This is a genomic window from Nostoc sp. (genome assembly GCF_036919575.1).
GTDB lineage: Bacteria > Cyanobacteriota > Cyanobacteriia > Cyanobacteriales > Nostocaceae > Nostoc.
The window spans coordinates 255,335-282,255 of record NZ_JBALBY010000106.1; the positions used below are offsets into that span (position 1 = coordinate 255,335).

The following is a 26,921-nucleotide window of genomic DNA, read 5'->3' on the forward strand; positions in this document are numbered from 1 at the left end:
GATTAAATATTTCCAATTTTTTGAATCTTTTGCTGACGTTTTCTTTGGTGAGCTTTGCCAGCTTCAATCTTTTTAGTATCAATATTAGTTGTACGAAAAGAAGGTTTATTGTTTTTGACTGTATTTAAGTAATTTGCTAAAGAGCTTATGGTCGGATATCTAAACAGATCGAGTACTGATAAATCGCCCTCAAATATTTTATGCAACTTGTTATGAGTTTGAAGCAAGAGTAATGAATGGCCACCAAGTTCAAAGAAATTATCATGGATTCCTACATCTTCGACATGAAGTACTTCTTGCCAAATCTTGGCAATTGTTTGTTCTACCTCGGTTTGGGGTGGCTGATAAACCGCTTCCAATTCGGGGCGTGCTGTATCAGGTGCAGGCAGCGCTTTGCGATCTACTTTACCATTAGGTGTGAGTGGTAGTGCCTCCACCATGACAAAAGCTGCTGGCACCATGTAGTTTGGCAGCTTTGACTGTAGGAAGCCCCGCAGTTCAGTAATTGTCAGTGTTTGCTCGGTGTGCGGGACAACATAGGCGACCAAACGTTGAGAATCTCCGTCCTCTGAGCGAACTACGACTACAGTTTCTCGTACTGCTAGGTGTTGCCCAATCTGTGCTTCAATTTCTCCAAGTTCGATGCGGAAACCACGGACTTTGACTTGGTGGTCAATCCGCCCGATGAACTCAAGGTTTCCATCGCTCAAGTAGCGAACCAAGTCCCCAGTCTTGTATAGCCGTGCTGCTGATTCCTGGCTGTAGGGATTGGGAATAAATTTATCGGCGGTCAGACCGGGACGGTTGAGATAGCCCCTTGACACACCGACACCACCAATGTATAATTCGCCTACTACGCCAATAGGAATCGGTTGGAGATAGTTATCCAAAACGTAAGTTTGGACGTTAGGAATTGCAGAACCAATCGGTATCTCTTGCCAGGATGGCTCTGATAAGTCGCACTTGGTTGTAACTATCGTAGTTTCTGTAGGACCGTAAGTATTTACCAGTCGCACGCTCTTGGGTGCATATTTGTGCCAGGTTGCAAGTTGCACCTTAAGCGCTCTTTCTCCGCCAATTAACATTAAACGTAGTTGCTTTGGTAGTATGCAACTCTCCGTAGCTAAGGCAAGAGTCACTTGATGCCAGAATGCTGTGGGCAGGTCTAATATTGTTAGCTCAAGTTCAGAACATTTTTGTAGGAACGCGGGTACTGAACTCAACATGGCATCAGTACGCAGCACCAAGGTTCCACCCCGCATCAAACAGGGAAATATCTCTTCTGCAGCTGCATCGAAACTAATGGAGGCAAATTGCAATACCCGATCGCCTATGTCCAACCTATATTCATCCCCTGCTGCTTGGGTATAGTTCGTCAAAGCACCATGTGGAATCATCACACCCTTAGGAATACCGATAGAACCAGAGGTGTAGATGACATAAGCCAGATTTTCAGCAGTGACATTATTAACATGGTTTTCCTGGCTTTCACGGGCAATGACTTCCCAGTCGGTGTCTAGGCAAACAACCCTAGTCTGATGTTTCGGCAAAGTTTCCATCAGCCGCTGCTGAGTTAGCAGTACTGGCACTTGAGAATCCGACAACATGAAAGCTAAACGTTCTTGTGGGTATGCTGGATCTAGCGGTACATAAGCACCACCTGCTTTCAGGATGCCTAGCAAACCGATGATCATAGAGAGCGATCGCTCTGTGCAAATTCCCACCAATACCTCTGCTCCGACTCCCAAGAAGCGCAGGTAGTGCGCCAGTTGGTTTGCGCGTTCGTTGAGTTCCTTGTAGGTCAACTGTTGGTCTTCAAACACCACAGCCACTGCATCGGGTGTCTGTTCCACCTGAGCTTCAAACAACTGATGGATGCACTGGTCTTTAGGATACTCAGCCTGAGTATCATTCCACTTCACTAACAGCCCTTTCTCGGCTTCAGTTAACAACGGTAACTCTGAGAGTCGCTGCTGTGGATTAGCAACAATCCCAGAGAGCAACGTTTGCAAATGCCCTGCCATTTGCCGGATAGTGCCTGCCTTGAATAAGTCAGTATTGTACTCCAGAATGCCAACTAGTCCTTGTGCTGTTTCTGTCATATCCAGGGTCAAATCAAACTTTGCACTGCCACTGTCGCTTTCTAGGAGACTTAAAGCCAAATGAGGCAACTCTAATGCCAATATCGGTGCATTTTGAAGCGCAAACATCACCTGGAACAGTGGCGTGTGACTCAAAGAACGCTGTGGTTGCAGTTCTTCTACCAACTGCTCAAAAGGCAAATCTTGGTGAGCATAAACTCCCAATGCCATTTCCCGCACACGAGTGAGTAGCTCTTTAAAAGTGGGATTACCTGCCAAATTGGTTCGCAGTACCAGGGTATTGACAAAAAATCCAATTAACCCTTCTATGTCCGCACGATTGCGGTTGGCGATGGGTGAACCGACCACAATATCTTCTTGCCCTGTGTATCGCCATAACAAAGTCTGAAAAGCTGCCAGCAGAGTCATAAACAAGGTAGTTCCTTGCTGCTGGCTCAATTTCTTCAGGGCTTGTGATAGCTCGACAGATAGCTCGAATGAATAAGTAGTACCCCGGAAGGTTTGAATAGCAGGCCGTGGGTAGTCAGTTGGTAACTCTAGTGTTGCCGATGCCCCCTCTAACTGCTTTTTCCAGTAAGATATCTGGGATTGTAGTATCTCCGCTTGCAACCATTGTCGCTGCCAAGCTGCGAAGTCTGCATATTGGATTGGCAGTTCAGCTAACGGTGAAAGTTGTCCAATAGAAAAGGCTTCATAAAGCGCTGCCATTTCACGAATGAGTATCCCTTTTGACCAGCCATCAGAGATAATGTGATGCATTGTAAACAGCAAGACGTATTCTGCCTCGTCCAATTGTAGGAGAGTACATCGCAGTAGCGGACCCTCTACTAGGTTGAACGGCACTTGAGCTTCCTTAGTGGCGAGGCGCATAACCTCTTTTTCACGATCTGCGTAAGGAAGTTTTTGTAGGTCAACTACTGGCAGCTTTAATACTAGAGTCGAAGCGATGACTTGGACTGGTTGCCGCTCGACAACAGTAAAAGTAGTGCGTAGGGCTTCGTGGCGACGTATAATTTCATTAAAACTTTGCTCCAGTACGGCTACATTGAGCGCTCCTATCAGACGCACGACGCCGGGTTGATTGTAAAAGGAGTTCCCTGGCTTTAACTGTTCAAGGAACCATAGTCGTTGTTGGGCGAAAGACAGAGGGAAAATGTTAGAATCTCGACTTTGAGAGGTGATTTTTGTTCGAGAGGTATTCTCTTTTTTCTGGCTGAGTCGTTGCAGAAGAAGCTGACGTTTCTCCACAGAAAGATTAGCAATATCTTTAATTAAGTCGCTCATTTTCTGCTCTCTTCCCAATTCATTAACTGTTGTTCGCCAAGTATTGCTTGAACTTCCTCTTGCGAAAGTTGCTCTATTTCTGCAAACGCCTGAGCCAGTAGTTCACTATCTGTTGCTTGAGCTAGCCTTTGTGCAATAATCACAGCTAAATCAGCTATAGTAGGTGTCTCAAAAAGGTCACGCACGGCTAAGTCTACCTCGAAGGCATCACGCAAACGAGACACAACTTGAGTGGCTAGCAAAGAGTGCCCACCTAAATCAAAGAAATTATCACGAACACCAACCCGTTCAAGCCGCAATACTTCAGACCAGATTTGTGCCAGTAATTCTTCAACAGGCGTTCGAGGTGCTACAAAAGTATCTTCTAGATCGGGTCTAGCTGTATCCGGTGAAGGTAGTGCAAGACGATCTACTTTCCCGTTGGGGTTCAGGGGCAATTTCTTTAATACTACAAAGGCAGACGGCACCATATACTCGGGTAGCTTATTCCGCAAAAAAAGACGCAACTCGCTAGGATTGGATGCTTGACCCTGACTCATAACAACATAGGCGACCAAGCGCTGATTACCAGGTTCATCTTCCCGAACTAAGACCACACCTTCCCGTGTCTTTGGATGTTGTTTGAGTGCCGACTCTATTTCTCCTAACTCAATGCGAAAGCCTCGAATCTTCACTTGGCTGTCAACCCTTCCCAGAAACTCCAAATTCCCATCTGGTAAGTAACGAACCCGATCTCCCGTTTTGTAAAGTTTTTCCTTCGGTGCGTTATTGAAAGGGTTTGGGATGAATTTTGTAGTGGTTAGTTCAGAACTATTTAAATATCCTCGCGCTAGACCTGCGCCACCAATGTATAATTCACCTGGCATACCAATAGAAACTGGCTCCATCTGCTGATCAAGCACATAGACTTGCGTATTACTTAAGGGACGACCTAGAGGGACAGTTTCAGAATCATGATTAGCTTGTCCTCTTTCTACTAGATAAGACAGCACACCAACAGTGGATTCTGTTGGACCGTAATGATTGAAAATCCGGCAGGTAGGTGAGTATTGTTGAATCTGCGCTAGCAGATGCCAACTAAACGTCTCGCCACCAAGAATCAGACACTGATGGGGCAAAATTTTTTCTGAGTAAGTAGATGCCAGAAAAGCTGCTAAGTGGGAGGGCACAATCTTGAGACAATCAATTGGATGAAGGTCAAAGTAAGCTGCTAAGGCTGCTGGGTCAGAAACACGTTCTTGAGATACCAGATGAAGGCATCCCCCATTACACAGAGATGGAAAGATTGCTGTGTTACCCAAGTCGGCTGCAAAGGAGGAAACTGTTGCAAAATTGGCACCAGTTTGCAAGTCGAGTTTATCTAAAATTGCGTAGATATAATTGATGAGTTGCCGATGCTCAATAGTAACTCCCTTGGGTTTGCCTGTAGAGCCTGAAGTATACAACACATAGACAAGATTCTCAGGAGTTGTCTCAGTGGTGGGAGTCCCATCCTCATACTGAGCAATGGTATCCCAGTCTTCACTCAAGCAGATGACTTTCATTTGTCCTTTGTCATTAGTTATCTGTCTCAAGCTATTCACCAATGACGTAGACGCACTAGGGACTTGCTGTGGAGTATGACTAATAACCAATGATACTTGGGCATCCTGTAACCGTAATGCTAGTGCCTCTTGTGGTAATGTTGGGTCTAGCGGTAAATAGGCTCCACCTGCTTTTAGAATGCCTAGTAAACCAATTATCATTTCGAGCGATCGCTCTACACACAGACCAACGATAATTTCTGGCTTGACTCCTTGCTGCTGCAAGTAATGCCCTAGTTGATTAGCTTTGCAGTTTAGTTCTGCATAGGTTAGTTGCTGGTCTTCAAATACAACGGCAATGTTGTTAGGTGTTTTTTTTACCTGCGCTTCAAATAGCTCGTGAATGCATTTATCTTGCGGGTAATCAACCTGAGTTTTGTTAAACTCAACCAGTAATTTTTGGCGATCGCTGTAGCTGAGTATTTCTAATTTACTAATTTTCTCATCTGGATTTGCCGTTGAACTAGTTAATAAAATTTGAAACTGTGTAGATAATCTTTGAATTGTATCTAATGAAAAATAATTGACGTCGTAGTAGAATTCTGCATTCAAAGTATTATTGTACTGAGTACAGGTAAGTTTAACTTTGAACGGCTCAATACAACTATAATATTTATCAAGTGTAAATGATACACCAGCACTCAGACATTTTTCAGATAATTTTTCAAATTCAAAACCAATTGGAAAAGCTAGATGATTGTCATTTTCTGCGGGTTCAGGAACGAAATAATCTTGCCACTCTACAGCTTCATTTAAAGTTTTTTCCGCTAGTTCCAAGACTTCTCGGAAGCTCAAGTCTGGGAGCAAATGACTTTTAATCGGTATCCAGGTGGCAAGTAGTCCCAGTATGTCATGGAGTTCTTCATATTCCCTGCGATCGCACCCCACGCCAATGATTATTTCTGGCTGTCCTGTGAGTCGCCAAATCAGCGTTTGCCAACAGGCTAATAATACGACATTAGCAGATGTTTCATACTTGTGAGCTAAAGTTTCAATCTTCGCTGTTAATTCGGGAGCGATCGCCAACTGGAAACTGTTTATCTCAAATCTTGATTGTTTTACGGGTTTCTTCTCAAAAGGCAACTTTAAATCAGCTAGTCTAGATAGTTTTTGCTTGTGCCAATATTCGTTAGCAGCCTCTGCATCTTCATCTGCAATTAGTTGATTTTGCCATTCGGAGAATTGCAGAAATTGTGTAACTTTATTATCCAACTCTTCATCTGGGGGAAAATTAAAATATGAATTACTGATTTCCTTAACCAGATTTTTTATTGCCCAGGTATCTGCACAAATCGCAGGCAAACAAACAACTAGAATATAGTTATTTATAGATAGTTTTAATAAAGAAACTTGCAATATTGAATCATGCTCTAAGTCAATATTTTGGTGCCTCATCTTCTGGAAGATATCCTCAATTTTTGCCGACTGTTCCAGAGCCGGAAAAACACTTAAATCAATATCTTGCCATGAAGGTGAATTGCTATCCAAAACAATCATAATGGGAGTTTTTACACCAGGCAAGCGACTAAAACTTGTCCGAAGAATTTCGTGTCTATTTACGATTTTATCTATGCCCGCTCTTAAGATTTCTACTTGGAGATTACCTTCTATAAGAATGGAGCATTGAGTCAGATAAGCAGAACTATCTTGCTGTAATAACCAAAGGCGTTTCTGATGAGCAGAAAGCCGAAAGCCGTTAATAGTTTGAGTCTCATGCAGCATTTGCTACTTCCTTCCACGTTTAGTGTGCGATATCTTTGCTTTGAGCCATTTCTCCCATTGCTACCAAAATTTTGCGTTGCCCAATATAGGGATAACGTCCATGTGCAGCCAGCATATTATCTAGCATCAGAATGTCTCCTTGATGCCAAGGAAAGCTAATCTTCGACTGCTGATAAGCTTGATTAATTTCTGCAATAACTGAGTCTTCTATAGGAGTTCCATCACCGTAATACACATTACGTGGTAACTTTTGCTCTCCAAATAAAGACAACAAAGATTCTTGAACTTCTGTATCTAAATATGCTATGTGGTGTAACTGTATTTGATTGAAAAGTACTTTATCACCAGTTTGAGGATGGACTGCGATCGCTGGACGAACTTGGCGGGTTACTAAGTTTTTATTATCATACCATTCAAAATCAATTTTTGCTTGTTTACAGTAATTTTCTACGACCAATTTATCATTGCTCTGAAAGAAGTCTTGCCAACTGACATCTAAAGCATCAGTGTAATTGCGAACATACATTAATTGTTTTTCAGCTAGTCTTTCTCGCAACTTAGGATTGATGATTTTATAAGCTTTCCGACAGTCTACAATTGGTGTTTCTCCACCTTGCTGGGCTGGTTGTATGCAGAAAAACCAAATTTTTAGAGGAAACCGATCCAAGTGAGAACTTTCATTATGGAAGAGGATAGCTGTATCTGCTGGGTAAGGGGTAGAACCATAAACTTTACCGCCTTCTCCAGCACGAGGCAAGTCACCATAATCACCAAATAAGTTTGGACAAATTGCCTGGGCTACGCTTTCAAATTCGGAGGCTGAATTTACATTGAAACCTCGTAACAGAATGGCTCCATGTTTTAATAATTTTATTTCTAGAAATTCTCGGTTAGCTTTGGCCCAAAACTCTAAATCAATCTCTTCAGCAGGCTGGATGACTAGAGGAAATGTTTGCCCTGCTTGGAGATAATCGGTTTTGATTAATCTTTCTTGTGATAGGATAACAGGCTTTGAAGCAACACTGATAAATTTTTTCCGATTAAACGCTTTGCGCTCTTGTTTTTGCATAGCTTGTTGTTTTCTTTCAGCTTCCGTGAGCATTTCTAAATTGCCAATCCGCGTATCAGGTTGGGATATAATACTGTTAAGTAGCTTCTGAAAATGATCTGTTAGGCTAGTGATGGTCGTCGCATCGAAAATATCTGCATTGTACTGCCACCTGCCCAAAATTCCCTGCTCTGTTTCGGTGAGAAATAGTGCTAAATCAAACCTTGCTATTTTGTTTTCAGCTTCTAAAAAGCTTAATGTCAGTCCGGGCAATTCTAAAGTTGGTAAGGGTGTATTCTGAAGGACAAACAATACCTGAAATAGTGGCGAACTATTGCTCAAATTCCGCTCAGGTTGCAAAGCCTTCACTAATTGAGCGAAGGGTAAATCCTGATGAGCATAAGCTCCCAATGCTACTTGGCGTACTCGTTTAAGCAATTCCCGGAAAGTGGGATTCCCACTCAGGTCAGTGCGTAGGACAAGCAAATTAACAAAAAAACCGATTAATGCTTCTATTTCAGCCCGGTTACGGTTGGCGATATCAGTACCCACAACGATGTCATCCTGATTTGTGTAACGTTGTAGCAATACTTGAAAACCTGCCAGCAGGGTCATAAACAAAGTGACACCCTCTTCACGTGAAAGTGCTTGCAGTGCTTTTGATAGATTTGGGGAAATTACGAAAAATGAAGTAGCACCCCGATTGGTTTTAACTTCTGCTCTTGGACGAGTTGTAGGTAATTGCAGTACAGGGAGGTTGTTCCCTAGTTGTTTCTTCCAGTATGCAAGTTGGGCGTGCAGGACCTCACCTTGCATCCACTGACGCTGCCAAACTGCAAAGTCTGCATACTGAATTGGCAGTTCAGGAAGTGGGGAGGGTTTTCCAGTGGAGAAGGCTTCGTACAATGCTGCCAACTCCCGAACCAACAAACCAATTGACCAACCATCTGAGACAATATGGTGGATTGTAAACAATAATATATGCTCTTGCTCACCGACGCGCAATAGGGTACATCTGAGTAAGGGACCTCGGATCAGGTCAAAGGTGCGTTGAGATTCTTCTATAATTAGTCGTTGTACCTCAGTATTCCGTTGTCCTTCTGGCAACTTACACACATTCTCTAGTGTGATTGTGACATTCGCAGTAGGAATAGGATGAATGACTTGAACTGGTTCATCCTCCACCATTTCAAAAGTAGTACGTAAAGCTTCATGCCGTTGCACAATCTGGTTGAAACTCTGCTCCAGAGCTACCACATCAAGCGCACCTATCAGCTGTATAATTCCTAGTTCATTATAAAAAAGGTTGCCAGGATCAATTTGATGGATAAACCACAACCGTTGTTGGGCAAAGGATAGGGGAACAGGACTTGTTTGGGAACGTTTGGGAATAACCTCTAATCGAGAGCGACAGTCAACTTGACCCTGAAGCCACTTTTCGAGAAGTTCTCGTTGAGTAGGTGAAAGCCTCAACCGTCGTTTTAAAATTTCATCTTTTTTGTTATCCATTATGCTCCCTATCCAACTATGAAAATTAGGAGTGCTTGCTAATCTATGATTTTGACATTCACGTACTTAGGAAAGGGCTGTATTCGCATTAAATCATTTTCTAAAATCAGTAAGTCTCCTATCTTCTCAGTTTCCTGAAAACCAGCAAATTTATAAGATACATACATCATTCGATTGCGATTGTTTGAAACAAACTCAGCACGCAAAGGCACATTATTGTTTTTAGCCAATGTCATAATATAATTTAACAAAATTGTACCGACACCTCTGGACATAACGCGACAAGACATCAACATTAGTTTTAGAGTCCACACAAATTCTTGGCATTCCACAAGAACTAACCCAATTTTGCCGTAACTGCCATACTTATCATCCAAACTTGTGATTAGCAGTTTATGCTTATCTGATTGTCGAAAATGATTCAGTTCATCATATGAGTATGTATAACCAGTTGTATTTAATTGATTGGTTCTTACTGTTAGTTCTTCGGCTCTCTGTAAATCATCTTCTTGGGCATAAGAGATAGTAAAAAACATATTGAGTGTGGCTAAAAATTCTTCTTGAGTGCCAACAAATTCTTTTTCGTAATTGTTTCGTTCTAAATCACTAATATACATTAATCTTCTCAATTTTGAATCCTCTGTAAGAAAACGAGGATTCATTTCTGGCATATCTGCTATATATGCGAGTTCAGTGGTATTAATACAGAGTACTTCCGGAAGTGAAAAACTGACTTCTTCTAGTTCAAATAACTGGTCGTCTATAAAAGCAAAAGTATCGATACCGAGGTTGAGCGATTTAGCAATTTCGTGAATCGAACTAGATTTAGAATTCCAATTGATTTGAGGATACAGAAAATATTCATGCAAACCAAACTCTTGGATTTGCGCCATCGCCCTGGCGTCATCATTTTTACTGGCAATAGATTGCAAAATGCCTCGACTGTCCAAGGTTTTGATAATCTCAACTACCTGATTTCGCAAATAAACACGGTCATCTTCTAATAAGATACCTTCCCAAAGTGTGTTATCTAGATCCCAAACTACGCATTTAATAGCTTTTTTGTCGGCTTGTTTATTATTTGAAAGTTCAGTTTTTGTGCCAATCATGTTCTCACATCCTTGCCAGTATGTTTTGAGTAATTACTGCGGGAGTCGGTTGTGACATATATTCCTGATAACCGTAATCGGCAATGGTTATCTGTTGTATTTGTGTGCTTCCTTCAATAATTTCCATGATTTTGGCATCTCGCAAATACCTAGCAACAGAATACTCACTCGTACAACCGTTGGCACCGTGAATTTGTACAGCATCATTTACTACTTTCGTTGCTGTTGTAGATGCCAAATATTTAGCAATTGAAGTCTCTATAATCGAACTTGGATCTCCAATTTCTTTGAGATAGCCAGCTTGATAGCATAATAATCTTGCTGCTTTCACATTGGCGATCATCTCAGTCATCATTTGCCGAATTAATTGGTGTTCTTTCAAATAAACACCGAACTGCTTTCGTTGACTCGTGTACTCAATACAGGCTTCTAGGCAGGCTTGAGCAATACCCACAGAACCCCATGCAACACTGTATCTTCCATAATCTAGTGCAGAAGAAGCCACGTAGGAAAAACCAAAACCCAACCTACCTACTAAATTATCCTGTGGAATCCGACAATCATGAAAGTATAATTCTGCTAACATAGAAGCCCGAACACCCAACATTCCAGAAATGGGTTTTATCAAGAGTCCTGGGCTATTCTTTTCAACTAAAAAAGCAGTGGGTTTTCCCTCACATTTAGCAAAGACCAAAAATACATCTGCTATTTGTCCATAGGTAATCCATTTCTTTTGCCCATCTAGGACATAAACATCACCAGCAAGTGTTGCTGTTGTTTCTACACTTTTAGCATCGCTACCTACATTCGGTTCGCTTAATGCAAAAGCAGCAATAGTTTCAGCAGATGCGAATTTGGGAAGCCAATACTGTTTTTGAGATTTATTTCCCCATTTACACAAAGCATGAGCAACCATATTGTGAACTGTCAGCAAACTACGCACAGAAGAACATCCCCGTCCAATTTCCTCGTTGAGAATGCCATAGGTAATCATGTCCATTCCTTGTCCGCCATATTCTTGGGGTAATATGGCACCGAGAAAACCACGTTGAGCTATTTTATTAATTAGCTCTGGCGGGGTAAATTCTTTTCTATCCCATTCGCCAGCATCAGGGCATATTTCCTGATTAACAAAAGCTCTAAATTCAGCTTTGGCGTTTTTTTGTTGAACAGACAGTTCCAGTTTCATAATACCATTTCTGCCACATCAAATGGCAATTTATATTTTTTTACTGCACGAGAATAGCAGTTTTACGTTCAACTAAATTAGCAATAGAGTTGATTGTACGGAAATTTTCAAATTCTAAATCCTCATTTTCAATGGCAATCTCAAACTCTTGCTCTACAAACAAAACAAGTTGCATGGCAAACATAGAATTGACAAAACCTAGAGCAAAAATGTCTTCATCTGGTTGCAAATCATGATTACCGAAAAATTTGGAAAGAAAATTTTTGATTTTAGCTTGAATTTTGTTCATTTTTATTGATATACGTAAAAACCTTTGCCACTTTTTTTACCATGCAACCCTGCATCCACCATTTTTTTTAATAAAGGGCATGGTCTGTATTTGCTATCGTTAAAGTTTTCGTACAAGACTTCTATAGAAAATAAAATTGTGTCTAGACCAATCAAATCTGCTGTTTCTAAAGGTCCCATTTTGTGACCGAAACAGCTTTTAAAGATTTTGTCTACATCTTCTGCTGTAGCAACTTGCTCTTGCAACAGAAAAACAGCTTCGTTAATAGTTAACATCAACACACGGTTGGAAACAAAACCTGGTGAATCATTAACAATTATGCATTCTTTACCCATCTGAGCCAGCATTTGCTTTGCTGTCTCAATTGTTGTTTCAGAGGTATGATACCCACGAATCATCTCCACCATCGGCTTCATGGGTACAGGATTCATAAAGTGGATACCAACAACTTTATCGGCACGTTTAGTGACTGAACCAATGCGGGTGATGGGAATAGCTGATGTGTTAGCGGCAAATACGCAATCTGCTGGACAAATAGAATCTAGCAGTGGATATATCTCTCTTTTAATATCCCATTTTTCGGTGACATTTTCTACGATAAAATCTGCATTATCTAAAATTTTATAGTTTGTCGAAAACTCTATTTTTCCAAGGATACTATCTGGAGTTTCTGTGGTATCACTTTTTTTGAAAAAACCCTGAAAACGGATATTATTTCTGATTTCGTGTTTAGCTTTATCCAGGATATTTTCAGAAACATCTACAAGAATAACTTGATGACCTGTTTGAGCGAGGTTTTGTGCAACCCCTACTCCCATCACTCCTGCACCAACAACACCGACTGTTTTTATGTTCATAATTAACCCTGGAAGTGAATATTTTTCCTGATTTTTAGTTAAGCTTTTCAAAATTAAAATTAGCTTAAACTTCAGATAACTTTTCTAACTCCTCTATGATGGTTTCTTCAATAAACAGAGCCAATTCAGATACAGAGGGTGCCTCAAAGAGGGAACGAACAGATAGTTCTATTTGAAAATCTTTCCGAAGCTGAGAAATCAGTACAGTTCCTGTTAGGGAGTCTCCCCCTAAAGCAAAGTAGTTATCATGAATACCTACCTGATCGATACCCAGTAACTCTTGAAAAATATCGGACAGCTTGCGCTCTACATCATTACTAGGAGCAACATAGGCATTCTTTAAATTTGGTCTCGAGTGACGAGAAGATACATTAAATTTTTGGAAATCTGCTTTTTCTTGTAAAGATTTAGGCTTACCCCATTTTTCAATGGTATCTTGTAAAGAACCAGGGGAAACGAATATCTGATTAAATTTATCCCAGAATAAAATTCGTTCAAAGGCATTGATACCTTCTTGCGGTGTGAGACCTAATTCACCCCAATTTTCCTCTAAAAATCGTCGAGATTGCTCTTCTTCTTTAACTTTCCAGAAACCCCAGTTTGCACTAACCCAAGGGATAAGATTTGTCTGATTATGCTGATGAACAAAAGCATCAACGAAGAAATTTGCTGCTGAGTAGGCAACAGTTCCTATTCCTCCAATAACTGACGATAAGGAAGACATCAATAAACAGAAATCAAGCTCTCTATCCTGTAAAACATTTTCCAATACTAAGAGTCCATGTACTTTTGGCTGAAAGTACTGTTCGCACGTAGTTTTACATATATCTTCAAGAATAAGAGATGAACCTCCTGAAGAGATAGTGGCAGCATGGATCACGCCATTGAGTTGTCCAAATTTCTCTTCTGTTTGAGCGATCGCTTCTTGCATTTGTTGCTGATTAGCCACGTCAGCATTGGCTACTAAAACTTCGGCACCGAGTTCTTCAAGTTCTTGCACTTTCCTAATCTGGCGGCTGACGCTATCAGTCTCATCGTGAGTGGTTAGCCATTTTTCCCAGCTATCTCTAGCAGGAAAAGCTGAACGTCTTGTTAGGAGTAGTTTGGCTCGTACAGTTTTCGCCAAATGTTCTGCCAATACAAGACCAATCCCTCCGAGTCCACCTGTAATCAGATAGACTCCTCCTTCCTTTAAGCGTGATTTCCCTTCTTTTGCTTCCTCTAATCTAGCTGGCTCAAAGCTTTGCACCCAACGGTGAAGACCACGGTAGGTAATAATCACGTCAGAAGTAGGAGTAGTGAGTTCTGTTAGCAGTTGATCTGTGAGTTTTTCCTGTTGCCCACTTCCCTCCGAAGGAATAATAACATCAATGCTACGACAGCGAATGTTTGGGTATTCTTGGGGAATGACTTTAACAGGTCCAAGCACAGTCGCCTTTTCCGGGCAGAGAATTTCTTCTCCCGTCACTGACTGCATACTGTTGGAAACGACTGTGATTTGAAACTCATTAGTCAAATCCTGTTTTCCAAGTGCTTGAGCTATGAACAGCAAACTATACAATCCCAAATTTTGGGTTTCGTCAAATCTTTCAAGTCTTGATTCTTTGTCAGCGAAAGGTGTAATACCCCATAAATGAACAATCGTCTCTGGTATCAACTCTTGGGCGCGAAGCTCTTTGAGCAGGGCGTTGTAGTCATCCTGTTGTCGAGGGTTAATTGTGTATATGTGTTGAGAAAGTCCCTCTGTAGGAGATTCACTCTCACTACCAAATTGCTCCCCAACTTTTACAGTAATCACATTTTGACCTTCTAGTTCAAGTCGCTTCACGAGTTGAGTACCTAAGCCGCACTCATCAACAAATACTAACCAGTACCCCGGCTGACTTACCTGAACTCTTGATTTAAAAGGCTGCGGCAGTATTGAGCGTTTCCACGATGGAATGTAGAACCAGTCGGCAATATCGGGCTTTTTGTGTGATGGGATTTTATCCGTCTGATCAGCATCTTTTTGATCAACCAATGCGGTAAATGCTGCTGGTGCCGATAGCGCTGTTGACGAAGCAGCCTGAGCAACAAAGACGTGTTCCCCAAAAACTTCAGATTCAGAGAAAGCCGCCACTTCAACAAAACCACAGGAGTTTAGTGCTTCCTGCCACTCCTCCTTTGATAAAAATGGATTACCCATGTTGCGGCTACCTTCTTCATCCTCTATGGGATTCATCAGCAGACCGTCAATCATGTCAAACTCTCGTTTAGGTTGAGTGATTTCCCAGAGTAGTAAGAAGCCTCCAGGAGCTAATAAAGAGTAAACATACTGAAGGGTTTCTTTGATGTTGCGGATTGTGTGCAATACATTGACAGCTACCACTACGTCAAAACTGTGGCTATTGTACCCCTGCTCTTGTGGCGATCGCTCGATGTCTAGTAAGCCATATTGGACAAAAGGATAGGCACTAAACTTGTTTTTGGCTTCTTTGACAAAAAAACCGCCCACATCGGTAAAAGTATAGTTTGTTTGCTGGGATGCTAACACAGGTAGTAATTCCACCGTGGCGATCCCAGTTCCACCGCCGATTTCTAAAATTCTGAGGTTCACGTCTGGTGGTAAAGTCATTGCCAGCTTTTCCACCATTGCCCGCATAATGCCTCTGAAGTAAACCTCAGAGGGCAAGTTTTCTCGAGAAATTTCTCCTTGCTTGACTAATGTAGCAACATGCAACTCCAATGGTTCTTTTTGACCGGTAAGCACAGCTACCAGATTTTCACCAAATAGCTGGATCAGATTTATATTTTGAGGTGTATCTGCCCATCTGACTCTGACTTCTTCTAGAAGAGTATTGATATCCTCTGTGGATGATGGTAAAAAGTTTTCAAATAGTCCCTCTTCGTGCTGTAACTGACCTTCCTTTACCAGTACTTCGAGCCACCTACACAACAATTCCCGATATTTAGGAATAATAGAACATTGCTCAAATAATTCCTCAATAGAATACTTTTTGGCTAGATCGCTAAATGCACCTAAACGCTTCAGGGCAAGGCTCATGTAAGCAGTACATAAACGATCTAACCATTGTTCGTTTGCTCGATAAGTTTGGTCGTCAAATTCCAAGCTCCCTTGAATCGCTTGCATCTGAGCAACTTCTACCAGAGATTTCCAAAGCTCTAATGCTGTTGGTCTTGGGTGGAACTGTCTGGGTGAAGGTGATGGTTGTTGTGGTTCAATCCAGTAACGTTGGCGCTCAAAGGGATAAGTCGGTAAGGGAAGGCGATGACGGCGCTCCGCAGCATAAAAGCCCGACCAATCAATCTGGACTCCTGAGAGCCACAACTGACCTAATGTCTTCAGCAAGAAAGCCAAATCTGGCTGTCGCTCGTAGGAATGCCGGAGGGAGGGCAGTACAATTTTATCTGTAGAGGAGCCGTTATCCAAACACTGTAAAGCTAAACTGCTCAACGTCTGTCCCGATCCCACCTCCAACAGAATCGGATTTTGTTTTTTCCACAATTGTTGAACTCCATCTGCAAAACGCACGGTTTCGCATAGATGCCTTGCCCAGTATGCGGGATCTGTAGCTTCGGCTGCTGTAATCCAAGTTCCCGTGACATTAGATAAATAGGGAATTTTGGGTGGCTGGAGGCTGACAGTTTTTACCAAGTCCGTGAATGGTTGTGCGATCGCATCCATCATTTTTGAATGAAAGGCATGGGAGGTTTGCAAACGCCGACAGGCTAATCCCTTTTGAGTCAACTTACTTTCTAATTCATCCACAGCGTCTATGACTCCAGCAATCACGCACTGTTGCGAACCGTTGATTGCTGACAAAGAAAGATTCTTATTCAACAGAGGATGCACCTGTTCTTCCGAAAGGGGGACAGCCAACATCGCGCCACTTGGTAATTCCTGAATCATTTGCGCTCTTTTAGCGACAAGAGTCAGAGCGTCTTCAATAGACAACACCCCTGCTAGTGTAGCCGCGACATATTCACCGATGCTGTAGCCAATCATTGCCGTCGGATGAATTCCCCATGACATCCACAACTGGGCTAAGGCGTACTCAATGACAAAAATAGTTGGCTGAGTGAGATAAGTTTGATTGAGTTTTTGAGTGCATATATCTGCTTGTTCTGCCCCACGACCTAACATTTTTCGCAAATCTAGCCCAGCAGCAAGAGCGTTTTGTTTTTGCTGAGTGTCATTTTCACTGTTTCTATTGGGATATAGGACATCTCGCAAATCTTGATCTAAAAGCGGTTTGAGAAATTCACAACAGTAGTCAATTTGTTTTTGAAATGTCGGTTCAACTTGGTAAAGTTCAAGAGCCATGTTGACATATTGAGTACCAAGCCCTGGAAACATAAAGGCTAGAGGAGGTTCTTTAGTTTCTTGAATACTGGTAACTAAGCGCTTTGGATCTTCAAGTGCAGCGATCGCATCTGCAATATCTTGACAAACAACTGTCTGCCGATGTTCAAAAGCTTGTCGTCCACACTGCAAGGTATAAGCAACATCTGCGAGGTTTAAATCAGGATGCTGTTTGAGGAAATCTACCAGATTGACAGTAGCGCTTTTTAATGCTGAGTCTGTTTTGGCTGAAAGTACTAATAACTGCCAAGTACGAGAAGGGCTAGACTCTGGAATGGTTGGGGCTTCTTCTAGAATGACGTGAACATTAGTCCCACCTATACCCAAAGAACTCACACCTGCACGGCGAGGAGTATGAGTAGTTTTCCATTCCGTCAGCTTGGTATTGACGTAAAAAGGACTATTGGCAAAATCAATCTCAGGATTGGGTTCTTCAAAATTTAAGCTGGGGGGTATTTGTTTTTGTTTGAGAGCCAAAACAGTTTTGATTAAACTTGTAACCCCTGCTGCTGCATCTAAATGACCAATATTCGTTTTGACTGAACCAATTGCACAAAATCTTTTTTTATCGGTACTTTCACGAAAAACGTTGGTTAAAGCAGAAATTTCAATTGGATCGCCTAAGACAGTTCCCGAACCGTGAGTTTCTATATAGCTAATGGTTTCAGGTTCCACCCCAGCCAAAGCCAGTGCTTCCGCTACTACATTTGCTTGTCCGTTAACGCTTGGGGCTGTATAACCAACTTTACCAGAACCATCATTATTGATGGCGCTACTTTTAATGACAGCATAGATATTGTCACCATCAGCGATCGCGTCAGCTAACCGCTTTAAAATCACGACTCCGGCACCATTACCAATAATCGTTCCTTTTGCTTTGGCATCAAAGGCGCGACAGTGACCGTCAGGTGATAAAATTCCTCCTTGTTGATACAAATACCCAGTTTTTTGGGGAATGCGAACAGATACTCCACCAGCCAAAGCCATATCACATTGATAATTCAATAAGCTTTGACAAGCTAAAGAAGTTGCAACCAAGGAAGTAGAACAAGCTGTTTGTACCGTTAGACTTGGACCAGTGAGATTTAATTTATAGGAAACGCGAGTAGCAAGGAAATCTTTATCATTACCGATCATTTTCTGGAAAGTATTCCCCGACCCAATTTTGTCGTGGTTTAAATTAAATGATTGATAATTATTTAAACTAGCACCAGCATAAACAGCAATTCTACTTTCACAGCTTTGGGAAGCATAACCAGCATTTTCTAGTGCTTCCCATGCACATTCTAAAAATAAACGATGCTGCGGATCTGTAATTTCCGCTTCTTTAGGATTAAAGCCAAAGAATGAGGCATCAAATAAATCGATATTTTCTAATATTGCTCCAATTTTTAAATAATTAGGATCACTGAGCAGTTCTGGTGAAACTCCAAAGGCAATTAATTCTTCATTTGTAAACGCAGAAGTTGACTCAATTCCATCACATAAATTCTGCCAAAAACTGGAAATATTCTTTGCACCAGGAAAACGCCCAGCCATCCCAATAACAGCAATACCTTCTAGGAGATAATTATTTGTAGTCTTATTCATAATTATTTTTACCTTGTTTGCTCAATAACTGCTTTTGGCGGTTGATAGCGTCAACTTGCTTATTCGCGCGATCGCGTGTTCCTGCAAAAGAAAGCTGCCGCTGTTGACTTAGATATTGCGCCAGTGAGTAAATAGTTGGATTCTGAAACATGGTGACAACTGATATATCTCGCTGCAAAATTGCCCGCAGTTTATGATTAACCTGAATCATCAGTAGTGAATGTCCACCAAGGTCAAAGAAATTATCATGAATACCCACTTTATCTAGATGTAGCACTTCTTGCCAAAACTTTGCAATCTGCTGTTCCATTTTCGACTGGGGTACTTCATAAGTAGTCGTCAATGTTGGACGCAAGCCTTCAGGTACAGGTAAAGCACGACGGTCTACTTTTCCGTTAGGCAAAAGTGGTAAGGTGTCTAGGAAGATAAAAACACCAGGAACCATATATTCAGGTAACAGTTGTTTCAGATAGGTTCGCAGTTCATTAATTGTGGGTGTTTGGTTTGGTAAAAGAACAATATAAGCCACCAATTGTTGAACACCTGGTTTATCTTCTCGCGCCAACACTACAATTTCCCGCACTGCTGGATGTTTGAGCAATGCATTCTCAATTTCACCTAACTCAATCCGAAATCCTCTAATCTTAACCTGATGATCAATTCGCCCCAAGTACTCTAAATTTCCATTTGGTAAATAACGAGCTAAATCTCCAGTTTTATATAGTCGTGATTCAATTTTATTATTGAGCGGGTTAGATATAAACCGTTCCTTTGTTAACTCTAGTCGGTTTAAATAGCCTCTAGCTAAACCAGCACCACCAATATAAATTTCTCCTGGGACACCAATTGGTACAGGTTGCAAATTAGTATCAAGCAGATAAATTTGTGTATTGGCGAGCGGACGGCCGATAGTTACCTTGTTATCTCCTTTATTTACTTGAGTAAATGTGGAATAGGTTGTATCTTCAGAGGGTCCGTAAAGATTCAAAACCTTCTGAATACGATCGTTTTGATAAATCTGCTGCACAAGTTGATTTTGCAGTGGTTCACCAGCAAGATTAACCGTCCTGACTGAAGGAGGTAAACCATCTACTTGCAGTAATTCTGCAATGATGCTTGGTACTGTATTAACCAAGCTTACCTCAGTAGCAAACGAGGGTAAGTGCAAAGCATTCTCTACGAGAATCACTTTACCACCCCAACTGAGGGGAACAAACAGTTCAAATATTGACAAATCAAAGCAAATAGAGGTTGATGCTAAAACTCCAGCAAGGTCATCATCTGTAAAAACCTCTCTTGACCATGTTAATAAAGCAACACAACTTTGATGTTCTATAGCAACACCTTTTGGTACACCAGTAGAACCAGAAGTATAGATAACATAAGCTAGGTTATTGGATTTTACTTCACTCAACAGATTTTCTCTACTCTGTTGGCTAAGTAATTGTGAATCTCTATCGATACAGACAACATGCACATTCGATTTAGCAAATAATTCAACTAGATGGCTTTGAGTCAACAGCACCTTAGTCTGACTGTCTTCTACCATGAAAGTTAAGCGTTCCTGGGGATAGGCTGGATCTAGTGGTACGTAAGCCCCGCCAGCTTTTAAAATAGCCAACAATGCAATCAGCATTTCTGGGCTGCGCTTCATGCATACACCTACAATTACTTCTGGCTTCACCCCTAGTTCTTGTAAGTAGTGTGCTAGTTGATTCGCTTGGTCGTTTAACTCCTGGTAGGTTAATTCTTGGTTTTCAAAAATAACAGCAATATCAGATAGTGTTTTCTCTACCTGTGCCTCAAACAATTGATGAATGCACTTGTCTTGAGGATAGTCTGTCTTGGTATCATTCCACTCAACTAATAATTGCTGTATTTCAGATGGTGTCAGTAATTGCAAGTCTGAAATTCGTTGTTGGGGATCGCTAACTATGCTTTCTAGCAAAGTCTGGAAGTACCCAAGCATCCGGCTAATAGTATCTGCATTGAATAAATCCGTGTTGTACTCGCAAGTTGCAATCAATCCTTGCTCGGAATCCTCCATAAATAATGTCAAATCAAACTTAGATGTCCCGTTATAACCCTCCTCATAAGTAATTGCTACATCTGACAGGTTTAGATTGGGTTTTGGAATATTCTGGAGAACAAACATCACCTGAAATAGTGGATTGTAACTCAAGTCTCTATTAGGCTGTAGTTCTTCTACTAACTTCTCAAAAAGTAAGTCTTGATGAACATAAGCCTCTAAAGCTGTTGACTTCACCCGCGCTAGTAACTCCTGAAAACTCAAGTCGCCAGAAAGGTCTGTACGCAATACCAAAACATTGACAAAAAATCCGATTAATGATTCAAGTTCTGCTCTGTTACGATTGGCGATTGGCGAACCGACTAAAATATCAGTCTGACCTGTGTAGCGATACAGTAAGGTTTTGAAGGCTGTAAGCAAGGTCATAAACAGAGTTACTCCCGAATGACGGCTCAAATTCTTTAGCTCTTTTGTCAGAGTTTGAGAAAGAACTAATTTCGCTTGAGCGCCTTTGAAGGTTTGAACTGGCGATCGCGGCCTGTCAGTTGGTAAATTTAATACAGGAAGCTCACCGCTTAACTTTTGTTTCCAATAGGTAAGTTTTGGTTGAATGCGATTGCAATCAAGCCATTGTCGTTGCCAATTGACAAAATCTCTATACTGAATGGGTAATTCAGGAAGTGGTGTACCCCTTTGGGGAAGCAAGCTACGCGTAGCATCTTGCAGAGAGAGTTTAGCCGTGGAGAAAGCTTCATATAGTGCAGCTATTTCTTTGATCAGAATACCGATAGACCAACCATCTGCAATTATATGATGCAGAGTGACCAACAATTGATAACTTTTATCATTTAATTTTAAAATTTTAGCACGCAAAAGCGATTGAGCAGATAAATCAAATGGCTGCTGTGCAAATTCCGTAGCCAAACGTTGTGCTTCTTGAGTGCGATCGCGTAGCGTGTCCAAAGGACTCTCGCTTTCTGATAGTGAACGCAAATCTTCAACCGCCAAAGTTAAAGGTGGCGCTTGATTTATAACTTGGACAGGTTGTCCATCAACCACTCTAAAGCTCGTCCGTAATACTTCGTGTCGTCTAATAATTTCGTTAAGACTATCTTGTAAGCTGGTTTTATTAATGCAACCTTTTAAGTTAATAACTATAGGAATGTTATATGTAGGACTATCGGGAATTAGCTGATTGATAAACCATAATCCCTGCTGGGCAAAGGATAGAGGATAAATAGATGTGTTTTTCTCTTGTTGAGTAAGGGATATTGAGGGTATTGCGTTTGTTGTCAGTTGAGCGAGGATCTTTGTAGCTAGCGATCGCGTACTCATTCCTTCAAAAAAGTCTGCTACGGATACTTCTACCTCTAAATCAACCTCAATCCGGTTTTTCAACTCAAATACTTTTAAGGAATCAAGTCCGAGTGTGCTTAATGGTTCTTGTGGATTGATATCATCTGTTGCAATTGAAAGTACTGCCGCCAAAAGTTCAATCAGATATGATTCTAGAATCGGTTGACACTCTCTTGGGGAAAGCGTCAAAAGTTCAGAACGCTGTAATTGAGTTTCCTTTCTGGCAATATCACTAATCTTGAGAATGTCACTGACAACTATATTCAGTTCACCATTCTCAAACTGAATGCGAGTTGCACGGCGTTGAATCTTACCGCTAGAAGTTTTGGGTATACTACCTGGTTTAATTAAAACCACAGCATAAACTTGTACTTCATATTCTTCAGCGATCGCTTGCCGAATTGCACTAGTTACTTCTGCTAAATTTGGCTTGGCGCGAAACTCTAATTCTTGTACAACTACAAGCCTTTCTTCGTTGTTAACCTTTACTGTAAATGCTGCATTACCACCAGTACGTAAAGATGAATGGCTACGTTCTGCGGTTAATTCTAGATCTTGCGGGTAAAGATTGCGACCGCGAATAATAATTAAATCTTTTGCTCTACCTGTAATGAAAAGCTCACCATTGTCCAAAAAGCCTAAGTCACCAGTCCGTAAAAACGGCCCCTCTTTTGTGTCTTTGAGATCAGCGTGGAATGTTTCCTCTGTTTCTTCTGTTCGATTCCAGTAACCCTGACCTACACTCAGTCCAGATACCCAGATTTCCCCAACTTCATCTGATGAACAGCGAGTTAATGTTTCAGAATTAACAATGACAATCTGTTGTTGAGGAATAGTTTGACCACAACTGACAAAGCTTTGGATATCTTGACTCTGGGTGGTTGCTTCAACTATCTGGTTGTGTGAAAGTGCAGATTTCTCTACAGTTCTTACTTGGGCTAAGGCTGTTTTGACCCCGCCAGAAACTATCAAAGTTGCTTCCGCCATGCCGTAACAGGGGTAGAATGCTTCTGGACGAAAGCCACATTCTGCAAAAGTGGTTGCAAATAGCTCAAGAGTATCTCGCCGGACTGGTTCAGCACCATTAAACGCGACACTCCAACTACTTAAGTCGAGAGTTTCTTTTTGTTCTTGAGTAATCCTTTGAACACATAGTTCATAGGCAAAGTTGGGGCCACCACTCGTTGTGCCTTTGTAGCGGGAAATTGCTTGCAACCAGCGATAAGGTCGTTGTAGAAAAGATGCTGGCGACATTAAGATACAAGGAAAACCACCATATAAAGGTTGCAAAATCCCACCAATCAACCCCATATCATGGTAAGCAGGTAGCCAGGATACAAACTTACTGCTAGGCGAATGTTCCATCATTTGGTAAGTTACTGCGGCATTGTGCAGCAGGTTGCCATGACTGAGCATCACTCCTTTTGGTGTGCCTGTAGAACCTGATGTGTATTGTAGAAAAGCTAGAGTATCCGAATTAATTACAGGTTGTTGCCAAGAATCTTCTAGACCCTGTGCTATGTTGTCAGTTGTCAGCCAGTGAAAATTTCCCTGTTTTGTTAGGAGTGTGAGTATTGATTGTAATGTGGGGAGCATTGCTGTTGTGGTGAGAGCAATACTTGCCTGTGCATCTATGCTAATAGCTTGTATTCTGGGCGTTTTACGTTGATTGCGAGGCGGATAAGCTGGAACTGCCACTACTCCAGCATATAGACAACCAAAAAATGCTGTTAGGTAATCCAATCCTGGAGGATACAGTAATATGGCACGTTTCCCACTTAAACCAAGAGCTTGGAGTTGAGCTGCTACAGCGCGACTGCGCCGATCCAATTCATGGTAATTCAGCGTTAATTCCTGAGTCTCTCCATCTTCAAGGAAAGTGAATGCTTGTGTGTGCGGCATCTTGAAACTGCGATCGCCCAGAATATCAACGATAGTGGCATACTGAAGGAGAATTTCTTGAACTTTATTGAAAATCTTAGTCATTATTATGCCTCAGGTAATCAGATGCACGCAAACAATAGTGGTAAAATTAATCTCACACTCACTCCTGACTGAACAAGAGTTTGAGTCACATTTTGTGGGTATCTTAGTTTAAAAATCTACTTAAATACAGCAAACATCGAACAGTCACAACTCTTTGTCGCTTAAAGTGCTGCTTTTACAGAATTATTTAATTCAATTGGGAAAATTCTTAAATAGACCTGAATGTTGCTTTAAGTAAGACAGGGCGAAATTAGTAAGTCAGCCATGCAAGCTTCTATATTGCTAGTAATTTTCATTTAGACATTATTACATTACTAGGGATTGTGGTATTTGGCAATCCTGTGATTAATAGCGAATAATTATCAATAATCGAAATATGTGTCGTTTTAGACTATTACTAAAATATTCTATGACTTTTGATAGATGTCACCAAGAGGAAAAGGGGCAGGGGGCGCTTTGCTGGGGGAGAACCCCATACATAAATGTATTGGCTCTGAACTGAATGGCACTAAGAAAAGCCCAAAGGCTTGTGTCGCCTCGTTCCCAGTCTTAAGACTGGGAATGTATTCTGAGAGGCTCTGCCTCTGGTCAAGCCACTGGAGGCGGCAGCCCTCCCAGAATGGGTTCCCAGCCTCTAGGCTCTTAACCAGTCAGGGCAAGGGCTGTATCTTAACTTAGAGTCCAGCAAGAAAAATCAAAGCTGAGAATTAGTTGCTATGCAAACAACATCACCCCAAGTAAGCGTGGATGATTTTTTTCTAGAAGTAGACCACATTTTTGTCTGTACGACCAAAGACGCTGAAAGCATCTCAGTTCTTCAAGAACTTGGTCTTCACTGCTCTAATCAGGCGGTGCAACATTTCAAACAAGGAACAGCCTCAAAAATAATTTTTTTTGAGAATACCTATCTTGAGTTAATTTGGATAGAAGATAAACATTTAGTGGAACAGCAATCTGTACATACAGGCGTTCATACGCTAACTCGTGTTCATGGGCAGCATACAAGAGCATCACCATTTGGTGTCGGTCTACGTAGAAAGTTTAATCATGGTAATTTGGTATCCCATTCACCTTTATACTTGTCTGAGGAGTGGATGCGATGCCTACGGCGGGCTACGCCTACGCAGACGTCTATTAGTTTTGCAGCAGAAAATCTTGTGAATCAGGAAGAACCTTTTTGCTTTATGATTCCTGACAGTATTGCTCTGACAGCTTGGCTTGATCCATCATTAACAGCGCATCAGAAGTTAATTTCTCATCCCTTGGGTGTAAAAAAACTAACGAGCGTAAAAATCACAATCAATAGTGACAAACATTTGACTGATGCTATGTCTCTGCTTAGTACACATAGTGCTGTCGCTATTGAACGAGGGGAATCTCCACTACTAGAGTTGACCTTTGACGAGGGTATCAGAGAAAAAAATCTCGATGCACGACCAATTCTGCCAATTTCGTTGAAATATTAAAACATAGCCTGATAACATCACTAGCGAAAAGAATGTGAACTGAGGTATTACTATGGCAACAATGGGAAAGTATTGCAAAGCTTACTCTTTGAAAAAATTACGTGAGTTCAGTCAGTGGACTGAGTGTGCCGAAAATACAAGGAGAGAAAACAAATCAGTTGAGGGTAAGGAAGTCGAAAGTAATAGAGAGTTAACTGATGATGACTTTCTTTACCTACAGGAAAATTACGTAGTGACTGATGGGATTTTCAAGGATGAGAATATCATTTTTGACAATATAACACCCGAATGGAAGGAGTTTTGTCACAAGACCTTAGCATTTGAGATTCCAGTCTACGAACCTGTACTTGTACAAGCATCAACAAATCAAAACAAAAGTGATTCTTAAGAGAGAGACATCTGTATGAATGAATTAGTGCAACGTTTGTCAGAAGGCGAACATTCTGTTGAAGCAAGCTTACGACCCGAAAAAACAGCTACAGCACTGAAAGAAAGTATTGACCGAGGGTACATACATATCAAATTCATAAATACTAGCGGAGGTACTGATTTAGGTGTCAGACTCGACCCAGAAGCATCTAATTTGCAAGAAGCTGACTTTGAGCATCAAACAGGGAGGGTTCATCTGGTTGGGAACTTGACACTGAATTACGTGAAAGTTCGATGTATTGCAGATATTGAACTGGTAACTTTAGAAGGTAAGGGACACCTTGAACCAATAGAATCGTGAGATTTCCCCGTGCAAATTATCAAGGTTTATGGACTAGTAGACATCGCGGTAAATAAGCCACCCATTTTTAATGGCTGAAACCCTTTCCCAAACTTAATTACGTAGTTTCCTTCTCGCATGAAGGCGAGTATTAGGAATTACAGGCAGTTAGTACTAGTAGTCTACCAAGTGTGATTATGACAGGTTAAACGAGTTAATAGTAAGCACTTTATTGCTTAAATCACGGCTAGAGCCACCGACTACTAGCTGATTGTAGTGTACTGGATTATCAAATCTTAGAAAGCATAGGCCATTAAATAGCAAGGACGCAAATTATGTACCAAGACGACAAAGAAGACACAACAATTTACAAAGTTGTAGTCAATCATGAAGAACAGTATTCCATTTGGCCTGCTGACCGAGAAAACGCACTCGGTTGGAAGGATGCTGGCAAAAGTGGTTTGAAACAAGAATGTCTAGATTACATCAAAGAAGTTTGGACTGATATGAGACCACTTAGTCTTCGCCAGAAAATGGAAGAAGCTGCTGGGCGTAAATCATAACGCATTTGATTTTTCGTAAAGGTTGTCCAAGGTCAAGAGTCAAAGATCAAAAAACTCTGGACTCTTGACCGAAGCAACGTACTCCTGTGGGGATCTTGCTAGCAATAGCGTCTTGTAGAAAGCATCTTCATCCTGATTCCTGGATTCTAAATTCTTCTTCAAGCGTC

The 26,921-nt window shown here is 41.3% G+C and carries 12 protein-coding genes and 1 pseudogene; 4 read left to right on the forward strand and 9 right to left on the reverse strand.

Annotation, left to right across the window (positions count from 1 at the left end; genetic code table 11):
* Window positions 1-2: 2 nt before the first annotated feature.
* The 9 genes and pseudogenes from V7K27_RS27330 to V7K27_RS27370 all read right to left on the reverse strand — a co-directional run bounded on the left by V7K27_RS27330 (window position 3) and on the right by V7K27_RS27370 (window position 24,016).
* Window positions 3-3,386 carry a non-ribosomal peptide synthetase gene (locus tag V7K27_RS27330; RefSeq protein WP_334951467.1) on the reverse strand — a complete coding sequence of 1,128 codons (3,384 nt, stop codon included), beginning with the start codon at window positions 3,384-3,386 and terminating at the stop codon, window positions 3-5.
* Window positions 3,383-6,691: a non-ribosomal peptide synthetase gene (locus V7K27_RS27335; RefSeq protein WP_334951468.1), complete on the reverse strand. Its 3,309-nt coding sequence runs from the start codon at window positions 6,689-6,691 to the stop codon at window positions 3,383-3,385. Before V7K27_RS27335 ends, V7K27_RS27330 begins: the two co-directional genes overlap by 4 nt.
* 19 nt (window positions 6,692-6,710) lie before the next feature.
* A pseudogene (locus tag V7K27_RS27340) lies at window positions 6,711-9,245 on the reverse strand (condensation domain-containing protein); the annotation flags it as partial.
* A 41-nt stretch (window positions 9,246-9,286) separates the two neighbouring features.
* Window positions 9,287-10,357: an HAD-IIIC family phosphatase gene (locus V7K27_RS27345; protein WP_334951470.1), complete on the reverse strand. Its 1,071-nt coding sequence runs from the start codon at window positions 10,355-10,357 to the stop codon at window positions 9,287-9,289.
* Between the two features lie 4 nt (window positions 10,358-10,361).
* Entirely contained in the window at window positions 10,362-11,546 is a 1,185-nt protein-coding gene (locus V7K27_RS27350) for an acyl-CoA dehydrogenase family protein (RefSeq protein WP_334951471.1), read from the reverse strand.
* Window positions 11,547-11,586: 40 nt separating this feature from the next.
* Window positions 11,587-11,835: an acyl carrier protein gene (locus V7K27_RS27355; RefSeq protein ID WP_334951473.1), complete on the reverse strand. Its 249-nt coding sequence runs from the start codon at window positions 11,833-11,835 to the stop codon at window positions 11,587-11,589.
* 2 nt (window positions 11,836-11,837) lie between these two features.
* Entirely contained in the window at window positions 11,838-12,743 is a 906-nt protein-coding gene (locus tag V7K27_RS27360) for a 3-hydroxyacyl-CoA dehydrogenase family protein (RefSeq protein WP_334951474.1), read from the reverse strand.
* Between the two features lie 13 nt (window positions 12,744-12,756).
* The gene (locus V7K27_RS27365) at window positions 12,757-18,645 is read right to left on the reverse strand and encodes an SDR family NAD(P)-dependent oxidoreductase (RefSeq protein ID WP_334951475.1); all 5,889 of its coding nucleotides are present in this window, start codon (window positions 18,643-18,645) and stop codon (window positions 12,757-12,759) included.
* Window positions 18,638-24,016, reverse strand: coding sequence for an amino acid adenylation domain-containing protein (locus tag V7K27_RS27370; RefSeq protein ID WP_334951476.1), 5,379 nt, complete (start codon window positions 24,014-24,016; stop codon window positions 18,638-18,640). Before V7K27_RS27370 ends, V7K27_RS27365 begins: the two co-directional genes overlap by 8 nt.
* A 716-nt stretch (window positions 24,017-24,732) precedes the next feature.
* On the opposite strand from V7K27_RS27370, the gene V7K27_RS27375 reads away from it, so the two are divergent.
* From V7K27_RS27375 to V7K27_RS27390, 4 genes are all read left to right on the forward strand, one after another.
* Window positions 24,733-25,482, forward strand: a complete 750-nt coding sequence (locus V7K27_RS27375; RefSeq protein WP_334951477.1) for a VOC family protein — start codon at window positions 24,733-24,735, stop codon at window positions 25,480-25,482.
* 52 nt (window positions 25,483-25,534) lie between these two features.
* Window positions 25,535-25,870 carry a hypothetical protein gene (locus V7K27_RS27380; RefSeq protein WP_196523454.1) on the forward strand — a complete coding sequence of 112 codons (336 nt, stop codon included), beginning with the start codon at window positions 25,535-25,537 and terminating at the stop codon, window positions 25,868-25,870.
* A 15-nt stretch (window positions 25,871-25,885) separates the two neighbouring features.
* Entirely contained in the window at window positions 25,886-26,212 is a 327-nt protein-coding gene (locus tag V7K27_RS27385; protein WP_334951479.1) for an MbtH domain protein, read from the forward strand.
* 314 nt (window positions 26,213-26,526) lie between these two features.
* Entirely contained in the window at window positions 26,527-26,754 is a 228-nt protein-coding gene (locus V7K27_RS27390) for an MbtH family protein (RefSeq protein ID WP_334825059.1), read from the forward strand.
* Window positions 26,755-26,921 lie beyond the last annotated feature (167 nt).

Coding starts and splice junctions, on each gene's coding strand:
- V7K27_RS27365 (WP_334951475.1), bottom strand. CDS start 18,645: ATGAATAAGACTACAAATAATTATCTCCTAGAAGGTATTGCTGTTATT.
- V7K27_RS27355 (WP_334951473.1), bottom strand. CDS start 11,835: ATGAACAAAATTCAAGCTAAAATCAAAAATTTTCTTTCCAAATTTTTC.
- V7K27_RS27335 (WP_334951468.1), bottom strand. CDS start 6,691: ATGCTGCATGAGACTCAAACTATTAACGGCTTTCGGCTTTCTGCTCAT.
- V7K27_RS27390 (WP_334825059.1), top strand. CDS start 26,527: ATGTACCAAGACGACAAAGAAGACACAACAATTTACAAAGTTGTAGTC.
- V7K27_RS27380 (WP_196523454.1), top strand. CDS start 25,535: ATGGCAACAATGGGAAAGTATTGCAAAGCTTACTCTTTGAAAAAATTA.
- V7K27_RS27385 (WP_334951479.1), top strand. CDS start 25,886: ATGAATGAATTAGTGCAACGTTTGTCAGAAGGCGAACATTCTGTTGAA.
- V7K27_RS27370 (WP_334951476.1), bottom strand. CDS start 24,016: ATGACTAAGATTTTCAATAAAGTTCAAGAAATTCTCCTTCAGTATGCC.
- V7K27_RS27375 (WP_334951477.1), top strand. CDS start 24,733: ATGCAAACAACATCACCCCAAGTAAGCGTGGATGATTTTTTTCTAGAA.
- V7K27_RS27345 (WP_334951470.1), bottom strand. CDS start 10,357: ATGATTGGCACAAAAACTGAACTTTCAAATAATAAACAAGCCGACAAA.
- V7K27_RS27330 (WP_334951467.1), bottom strand. CDS start 3,386: ATGAGCGACTTAATTAAAGATATTGCTAATCTTTCTGTGGAGAAACGT.
- V7K27_RS27350 (WP_334951471.1), bottom strand. CDS start 11,546: ATGAAACTGGAACTGTCTGTTCAACAAAAAAACGCCAAAGCTGAATTT.